The organism is Burkholderia sp. Leaf177 (assembly GCF_001424345.1).
Lineage (GTDB): Bacteria > Pseudomonadota > Gammaproteobacteria > Burkholderiales > Burkholderiaceae > Caballeronia.
Genome location: NZ_LMPF01000011.1, coordinates 43227 through 50497, shown reverse-complemented (window position 1 = coordinate 50497; position 7271 = coordinate 43227). Strand labels below are relative to the sequence as shown.

Sequence of the window (7271 nt, the reverse complement as noted above, 5' to 3'; positions counted from 1 at the left end):
GCGAGCGCTGTTCAAAGCCACGAATGGCCGGCTTATCCGATCGGGCACCATCGCGCTTGAAGGAGGCCTGAAAGCCGACGAAGCGTTGATGTCCGGCAGGTCTCCCGCGACTGCCCCTGTACAAGGCAATTTACTTTCGCTGGAAGCCAACTATGCGGGCGGTCCAGCAACGCCATACCTAGTGTTGGACATGATGAACGGCTATCCGAGCGAGCTTATTGAAAGCTACGACATAAAGAGCGCATCGCTGACCGAAGGTGAAACCATTGAAATTTGGGACAAAGTTTCCCGCTCGCTTCGGGCACGTCCGAATGCTTTTTAAGCATGGCGATCGCACATCATCAGCATGCGTAAAGGCGAATAAGCGAGAGGTGAAAAGCTATGTCGAACAAGCCTAAGATCATCATGCCGGTCAACGAGGAAGACGTGGCGATCAACTGCGCCATTGCCGCCGACCCGGATACCTATGGGGTTCCTGCTGAGGACTTCAAGAAAATGAAGCGTTTGGGCGCGCGTGGGCGCGCATCGAGACGCCTACGGTTCAGTTGACGGTTCCTTACGCCGCCGACATCGTCGACACATTCAAAGCGACCGGCGATGGCTGGCAAACGCGCATGAATGACGCTTTGCGCGACTGGCTGCGGACGCACCTGCTGGCTTGAGCTCCGGCTGCTGTTTAAAGCCCCAAAACCCCCGGCACCCGCCCATCCGGCCCATAAAACGCCGACTTCACCGGCGCGATGGTCAGCGCCGCCAGCGCCGTCCGGTTGTACTCCATGCGCGTGCGGATCAGCACACCGTTATTGTTATTGCTGCGCTTGGCGCGCCCAGCCACTTCCAGCAAATCCTGCCAGTGCAGCGTGAGCTTTTCATCGCCGGTAACGGCCTTTTCCATACCCGCGAAACCCGCAGGCAGGCCAAGTGCCCCGAGCTGTTCATCGCGCGTGCGTTCCAGCCCCGCAATCTGCTCGGTCAGCAGTACCTTCTGTTCGATGATCGAAGGCAGCGTCTCCAGCGGCGAAGCAGCCGTGAGCGCTTTCTCTTCGTAGGCAAGCAGCGATTCAAACGCCTCGACAGCGGCGATTTCTTCTATGACGGTGGCAAGCAAAGCGTCTTTCATGGGCGACTCGCTAATAACTCCGGCCCGCGCTCAAGGGCGGTGCCAAGGTCTGAAAAAGCCGCCCGGCGCAGCATCGGCGCCTGTAAAACGACGTCGTGCTCAGCCGGCCGGCGGGGATTGCGTCTTCAACAACTCGCTGGCGCTTGCCAGAATGCCGTCGGCGATCTTGCCCGAATCGACCTTGTAGCTGCCGTCCGCGATCGATGCCTTGATCGCCGCGACTTTCGCCGTGTCGATATCGGCGCTGCTCGACGTACGCAGATCCGTCGATAACGCCGACAAACTCACCGTCGAAGTCGAGCCACTGGTGCTGCTGGTGGCCGATGTTCCGGCGGTCGCGCCCGACGTTTGCGAATCGGCTTGCGCCGCACGTTGTTGCGCAGCGTCCTGCAATGCTGCGATCTGGCTGGTGTTGCTGGAATCGATTTTCACGATGGTCTTCCCTGACGATGTGATCCTTTTATCGGCGAAGCGGTGTAAAAACTTAACCCCTTGCCTTGCCGGAACCACCCGCTATCGGGTTACATCGGCTGAAAAGCCTTACGCATCAAGGCTTCCAGCTAATTGAAACAAAGTGCAACAAGTGAGGGTTAGCCCACATAAGACGCTCGAGCCCGGCTTTTACAACTGGACTTCGACCGTCGAACTGTCCTTCACAATGCCCGTAATGATCTGGCCCCCGGCCGTTTTCACGCGAACCTGCTGGCCGGGCGTGGCGTTGTTCATGGCGCTGCCTTCCGCCGATATCGAAAAACCGGCGCCGCTCGTCACCACATGTACCGATGATCCGATCACAACCGAACTGGCGCCGCGCAGCATGTCGGTGCGCAACGGCAAGCCGGCCACGATCCGCGATAACGTCGTTGCGCCGACTGCCTGGGACGGATCGGTGACGATGGCTTGTGGCATCGACGTGATGTCGCCATCGCGGGCGGTCAAATCGGCGGCGGTCAGCACTTCGCCCGGCGCCATGGCGCGGGCCGCGAGGTAATACGTGGCTTGCAACGAGACGCGCGCCTGCAGATACAGCGTCCACGGCCGGTCGCCCGTGCAGCGAACGCCGACCGTGGTGCGGCCCCAGATGCGCGCGCCTGGCGGCATGAACGGTTCGAGCGTCGCACACGCGGCGAGGCCGCGCGGGAACACGGGCGTGACGGTGATATCGGCTTTGCCGGGCAATCCGGCGGCTTGCTGCTGTAGGAACGCGAGCGCGGCTGCGCGGATGGAATCGCCGTCCTGCGAAGGCTGACCGTTCGGGAGCGTCGCGGCGGCAGCGGCGAGCGAGGTGCGAATGGGCGCGGCCGGCATAGGCGTGGCCGGCATAGGCGCGGCGGGGCGCATCGATACAGCCATCATCCCGCCCGTAACCGGCATGGCAGGCGCGGCGGCGATCGGCCGGGCCTGAAAACCGCGCGCGGCGATGCGGCTCGGAACCACCGCGTCATTCGCTTCGACCACAACCGGCGTCACGTCTCTCGCCGATGCAGCCACGCGCTGAACCGGCCGCGCTGCAGCTGCACTATTACTAATAGCGGCGCGCGCGGAGGGTTCGCCGTTGCCGGGAATTTCGATCATGCCGCTGGCCGGCGCGCCTTGGGCCGTGCTCTGGCTCTGACTCAGGCTTTGACTCGGCGTCATCGCCAGCTTGGGTTGCGCGGGTTTGGCTTCGCCATTCCCGGGGATCACGATCATGCCGTTGTTATCGGCGGAGGACGATGACGCATCGGCGGCGTCGGCACGGGCATCGAGCGCGAGCGCTGCGGCGCGCATCGCGGCGTTGGCGCCGCTTACGGCACGTGCATAACCGCGCGGACTGGGCGTTCCTGTCGGTTGAAGAGACGGTTGCACATTCGCCGGCGATTGAGCCGAGCCCGCCACGCCGTTCACATTCATCCCGGCGTTCTTGGCCATCGCGATGACATTAGCGGGATTCGTCTCGCCCGGGCCCGAGATCATGATGGCGCCGCCATTTTCCTGCGCGAGAGCCGGCATCGCGACAAAAGCCAACGCCAGCGCGCACCCGAACGACAACGCGTTCAGCCGCCACGCGGTAATGCTCGTCGAGCCAGCCGTCTCGTGACGGCGCGTGGCCGTTTGACGGTCAGGCGCAGCGAAGCTGTGCATCTCGGTTCTCCCAGGCAAACCAGATCAATCTCATCGATAACAACCTACGAGATGAATTCTAGATATTGGCGGGGAAAGGCAACCGTCGAATAGAGGCTGCCTTTCCCTGTTATTCGTCTGATTGCTTCTTGCGTCGCGCTCCTAAGATTCGTCTCATGCCAAAAAGTCTTCCGTGCCGCGCAGTGCCGGAACCGAAGACCCGGAACGCCGAAGGAGAACCGTGATGCTGGACAAGCTCGACAAGGAATTTGCGTTTGGCCGCGAGGCGCTCGATGTACGGGCGTATCGGCAGGAACTGCTGTCGTCGAATATTGCGAACGCCGATACCCCCGGCTACAAGGCGCGCGACGTCGATTTCTCGAGCGCCCTCGCCGGCGCGCTGAAGAAGACCGGCGATACGTCGGGAACGTCGGCTGTATCCGGAACGTCGACGCTGCAGATGGCGCAGCCCGTGAGCGTTTCGACGAGTGCGGGGTTGGCGGTGACATCGCCGGGACACATGGCGGGCGCGTCGAAGCTGACGGCAAGCGGTGGCAGCACCGACGACTACGGCAAGCTCGCCTACCGGATTCCGAGCCAGCCGTCGCTGGATGGAAACACGGTGGACATGGATTCGGAGCGCGTGCAATTCGCCGATAACGCCCTGCACTTCGAAGCCGGAATGACGGTGATTTCTTCCCAGATCAAGGGAATGATTTCGGCGATCACGTCTAACTAAGCGCCGGATCAAGCACACGAAAAGGACAGTCCATGCCTTCTTTAATGAACATTTTCAACGTGGCCGGATCGGCAATGTCGGCTCAGGCGCAGCGCCTGAACGTCACGGCGTCGAACCTGGCGAACGCGGACAGCACGACCGGTCCCGACGGCCAGCCGTACAAGGCGAAGCAAGTCGTGTTCGCCGTCGATCCGCTCGGCGGCGCGCGCACGGCGTCCGGCCAGCAAGTGGGCGGCGTGCAGGTGACGGGCGTGATCGACGACCCGACGCCCATGAAAACCAGCTACGACCCGACCAATCCCGCAGCGAACCCGGACGGCTACGTGACCATGCCGAACGTCGATCCGGTGCAGGAAATGGTCAACATGATTTCCGCGTCGCGTTCGTACCAGGCGAACGTCGAGACGCTCAATACCGCCAAGCAGCTGATGCTTAAAACCCTGACGATCGGAACCTGAGGACAACCCCGTGACAACCAACACCACGATCGGCAACAACGGGACGACCGTATCCCAAACGCTGCTGGACACCATGAACGGCACGTCGAGCGCGTCGTCGTCGAGTTCGGCTTCCAGCGCGACGGGCGGCCAGTCCGCGTCCGACTTGCAGAACACGTTTCTGACGCTGCTCGTTACCCAGTTGAAGAACCAGGATCCGACGAACCCGACCGACAGCTCGCAGATGACCTCGCAACTCGCGCAGATCAGCACGGTGTCGGGTATCGGCCAGTTGAATACGTCGCTGACGTCGCTCGCGGGTCAGTTGTCCGCCGGGCAGTCGACACAAGCCGCGTTGCTGATCGGCTCGACCGTACTGGCGCCGGGAAGCAGCGTGACGGTGGCCTCCGGCAAGTCGACCAGCTTCGGCGTGCAGACGGCGAACGCGCTCGACGACCTCACCATCAACGTCAAGAACTCGGCCGGCCAGATCGTCAACACGCTCGACCTCGGCGCGCAGCCGGCGGGCGTGGTGCCGCTCTCGGGCTGGACGCCGGTCGACAAGAACGGCGCAACGCTGCCCGACGGCACGTACACCATCTCGGCAGCCGGCACGATCAGCGGCAAGGCTGCGACGGCCACGGTGCTGTCGGCATCGCAGGTTCAAAGCGTGGTGCAGCAAGCCGATGGAACCGCCGGACTCCGGCTCGCGAACGGCACGACGGTCGGCCTGACCAGCGTCGCCTCGATTCTCTAATCAAATTCAAAAGCGGAGACCGTCATGGGTTACCAACAAGGTTTATCGGGATTGTCGGGCGCGTCGAGCGACCTGGATGTGATCGGCAACAACATCGCCAACGCGAACACGGTCGGCTTCAAGCAAAGCCAGGCGCAATTCGCCGATATGTACGCGAATTCGGTCGCGACCGCGGTCAACAACCAGGTGGGTATCGGTACGAAGCTGGCTGAAGTTCAGCAGCAATTCGGCCAGGGCACGATCACGTCGACCAACCAGGCGCTCGATGTCGCCATCAACGGCAACGGCTTTTTCCAGATGTCGGACAACGGTTCGTCGGTGTATTCGCGTAACGGCGTGTTCCACCTGAACGCCGACGGCACGATCGGCAACTCGGCGGGCCTTCTGCTGATGGGTTATGCCGCCAACAAGTCGGGCATTGTGAACAGCGCGGCGACGGTGCCGCTGACGGTATCGACGGCCAATCTTCCGCCGGTCGCGACCAAGAACGTGAAGTTCGGCTTCAACCTGAATTCGCAATCCGCGGACATCCCGAGCACGACGGCGTTCAGCGCCACGGATTCGACCACCTACAGCGCGACCAGCTCCATCAACGTCAACGACTCGCTCGGCGGCACGCATCAGGTCGCGGTGTATTTCGTGAAGAACTCGACCGGTTCGTGGACCGCATACGGCACGACCGGCACGCCGCCGGCGCCTGTTGGACCGAATGCCGACGGCAAGCTCGGCACAGTCAGTTTCGATGCATCCGGCAACATGACCGGCACGAGCAAGTTCAATCTCACGATCCCCGACGGCGCGGTTTCGGGCGGCACGCAAGCCTTGACGATGGACTTCACCGGCACGACGCAGTTCGGCGCCACGAGCGGCGTCCAGAGCAGCTCGCAGGACGGTGCGGCATCGGCGAGCCTGACGGGTTTCTCGGTCGGCACGGACGGCACGCTCACCGGCAACTACTCGAACGGCAATACGCAGGCGCTCGGCCAGATCGCGCTAGCCAACTTCGCCAACCAGAACGGCTTGCAGGATCTCGGCGGCAACGTGTACGCGCAGACTGGCGCGTCGGGCGCGGCGCAGATCTCGGTGCCGGGCGCGACGAATCACGGCACGCTGCAAGGCGGCGCGGTGGAGAACTCGAACGTGGACCTGACCAGCGAACTCGTGAACCTGATCACGGCGCAGCGCAACTATCAGGCGAACGCGCAGACCATCAAGACGCAGCAGACGGTCGATCAGACGCTGATCAACCTGTAAGCACGGCTTAAGCACCATTAGCGACACATAAGCGAGAGAGAGCCAGCATGGACCGTCTGATTTATACCGCGATGACCGGCGCCGCCCAGTCGCTCGAACAGCAGAGCACGGTGGCGAATAACCTCGCCAACGCGTCGACGACGGGCTTCAAGGCGCAGCTCTCCGCGTTCCGTCAGGTGCCGATGAGCTTCGAAGGCAATGCGAACGGCGATCCGAGTTCGCGCACCTTCGTGCTGGCATCGACACCGACAGCCGACTACACGCCGGGTCCGGTCCAGCAGACCGGCAATCCGCTCGATGTCGCCATTCAGGGGCCGGGCTGGCTTTCGGTCCAGGCCGCCGACGGCACGGAAGCCTACACGCGCGCCGGCAACCTGCATGTGGACGCGAACGGGCAGATCGTGACGGCGAACAACCTGCCGGTGATCGGCACCGGCGGCCCGATCTCGGTGCCGCCGGGCGCGGAAATCACCATCGGCAAGGACGGCACGGTGAGCGCGATTGGTCCGGGCGACCGGGCGACGGCAATCGCCGCGGTTGATCAGCTGAAGCTCGTGAATCCCGATCCGGCGACGATCTCGCGCGGCGACGACGGTCTGTTTCACACCGCCGACGGCAATCCCGCCGACGCCGATCCGGCTGTGACGGTCGCGCCGGCATCGCTTGAAGGCAGCAACGTGAATGCGGTTTCCGCGATGGTGGACATGATCACCAACGCGCGCCAGTTCCAGATGCAAACCAAGATGCTCGATTCCGCGAACCAGATGGACCAGTCAGCCAACAAGCTGCTCGATTTCAGCTGATCCGCCGCCGCTTGTTTCGCTGATTTATCTCGCTTACTTATTTCGCTGATTTATTTCG

General features: G+C 62.6%; 9 protein-coding genes and 1 pseudogene. 7 read left to right on the top strand and 3 right to left on the bottom strand.

All coding sequences use genetic code 11. The features are described 5' to 3' along the window. Both ASG35_RS31760 and ASG35_RS32510 read left to right on the top strand, forming a co-directional pair. Positions 1-322: T6SS immunity protein Tli4 family protein (locus tag ASG35_RS31760; protein WP_162244397.1), on the top strand; the 322-nt coding region annotated here is incomplete at its 5' end. Between the two features lie 59 nt (positions 323-381). Continuing rightward, positions 382-662: pseudogene (locus ASG35_RS32510) on the top strand (BrnA antitoxin family protein). A gap of 14 nt (positions 663-676) precedes the next feature. Here ASG35_RS32510 and ASG35_RS10865 read toward each other — a convergent pair. The 3 genes from ASG35_RS10865 to flgA form a co-directional block, all read right to left on the bottom strand. Further along, a complete protein-coding gene (locus ASG35_RS10865; protein WP_056356441.1) occupies positions 677-1120 on the bottom strand; it encodes a flagella synthesis protein FlgN in 444 nt (147 codons plus the stop codon). A 99-nt stretch (positions 1121-1219) separates the two neighbouring features. After that, positions 1220-1552, bottom strand: coding sequence for a flagellar biosynthesis anti-sigma factor FlgM (flgM, locus tag ASG35_RS10860; protein WP_056356439.1), 333 nt, complete (start codon positions 1550-1552; stop codon positions 1220-1222). A 189-nt stretch (positions 1553-1741) separates the two neighbouring features. Then, the gene (gene flgA / locus ASG35_RS10855; RefSeq protein ID WP_056356437.1) at positions 1742-3244 is read right to left on the bottom strand and encodes a flagellar basal body P-ring formation chaperone FlgA; all 1503 of its coding nucleotides are present in this window, start codon (positions 3242-3244) and stop codon (positions 1742-1744) included. Between the two features lie 223 nt (positions 3245-3467). Here flgA and flgB point away from each other — a divergent pair, with 223 nt between their 5' ends. Genes flgB through flgF form a run of 5 tightly spaced genes read left to right on the top strand, consistent with a single transcriptional unit; the run spans position 3468 to position 7213 of the window. Next, positions 3468-3962: a flagellar basal body rod protein FlgB gene (flgB, locus tag ASG35_RS10850; RefSeq protein WP_056356435.1), complete on the top strand. Its 495-nt coding sequence runs from the start codon at positions 3468-3470 to the stop codon at positions 3960-3962. 32 nt (positions 3963-3994) lie between these two features. Next, positions 3995-4420: a flagellar basal body rod protein FlgC gene (gene flgC / locus ASG35_RS10845; protein ID WP_056356433.1), complete on the top strand. Its 426-nt coding sequence runs from the start codon at positions 3995-3997 to the stop codon at positions 4418-4420. A gap of 10 nt (positions 4421-4430) precedes the next feature. Then, complete coding sequence (locus ASG35_RS10840) at positions 4431-5156, top strand: flagellar hook assembly protein FlgD (protein WP_056356431.1); 726 nt, start codon at positions 4431-4433, stop codon at positions 5154-5156. Positions 5157-5180: 24 nt separating this feature from the next. Next, positions 5181-6410, top strand: coding sequence for a flagellar hook protein FlgE (gene flgE, locus ASG35_RS10835; protein WP_056356429.1), 1230 nt, complete (start codon positions 5181-5183; stop codon positions 6408-6410). A gap of 47 nt (positions 6411-6457) precedes the next feature. Beyond that, the gene (gene flgF, locus ASG35_RS10830; protein WP_056356427.1) at positions 6458-7213 is read left to right on the top strand and encodes a flagellar basal-body rod protein FlgF; all 756 of its coding nucleotides are present in this window, start codon (positions 6458-6460) and stop codon (positions 7211-7213) included. Positions 7214-7271 lie beyond the last annotated feature (58 nt).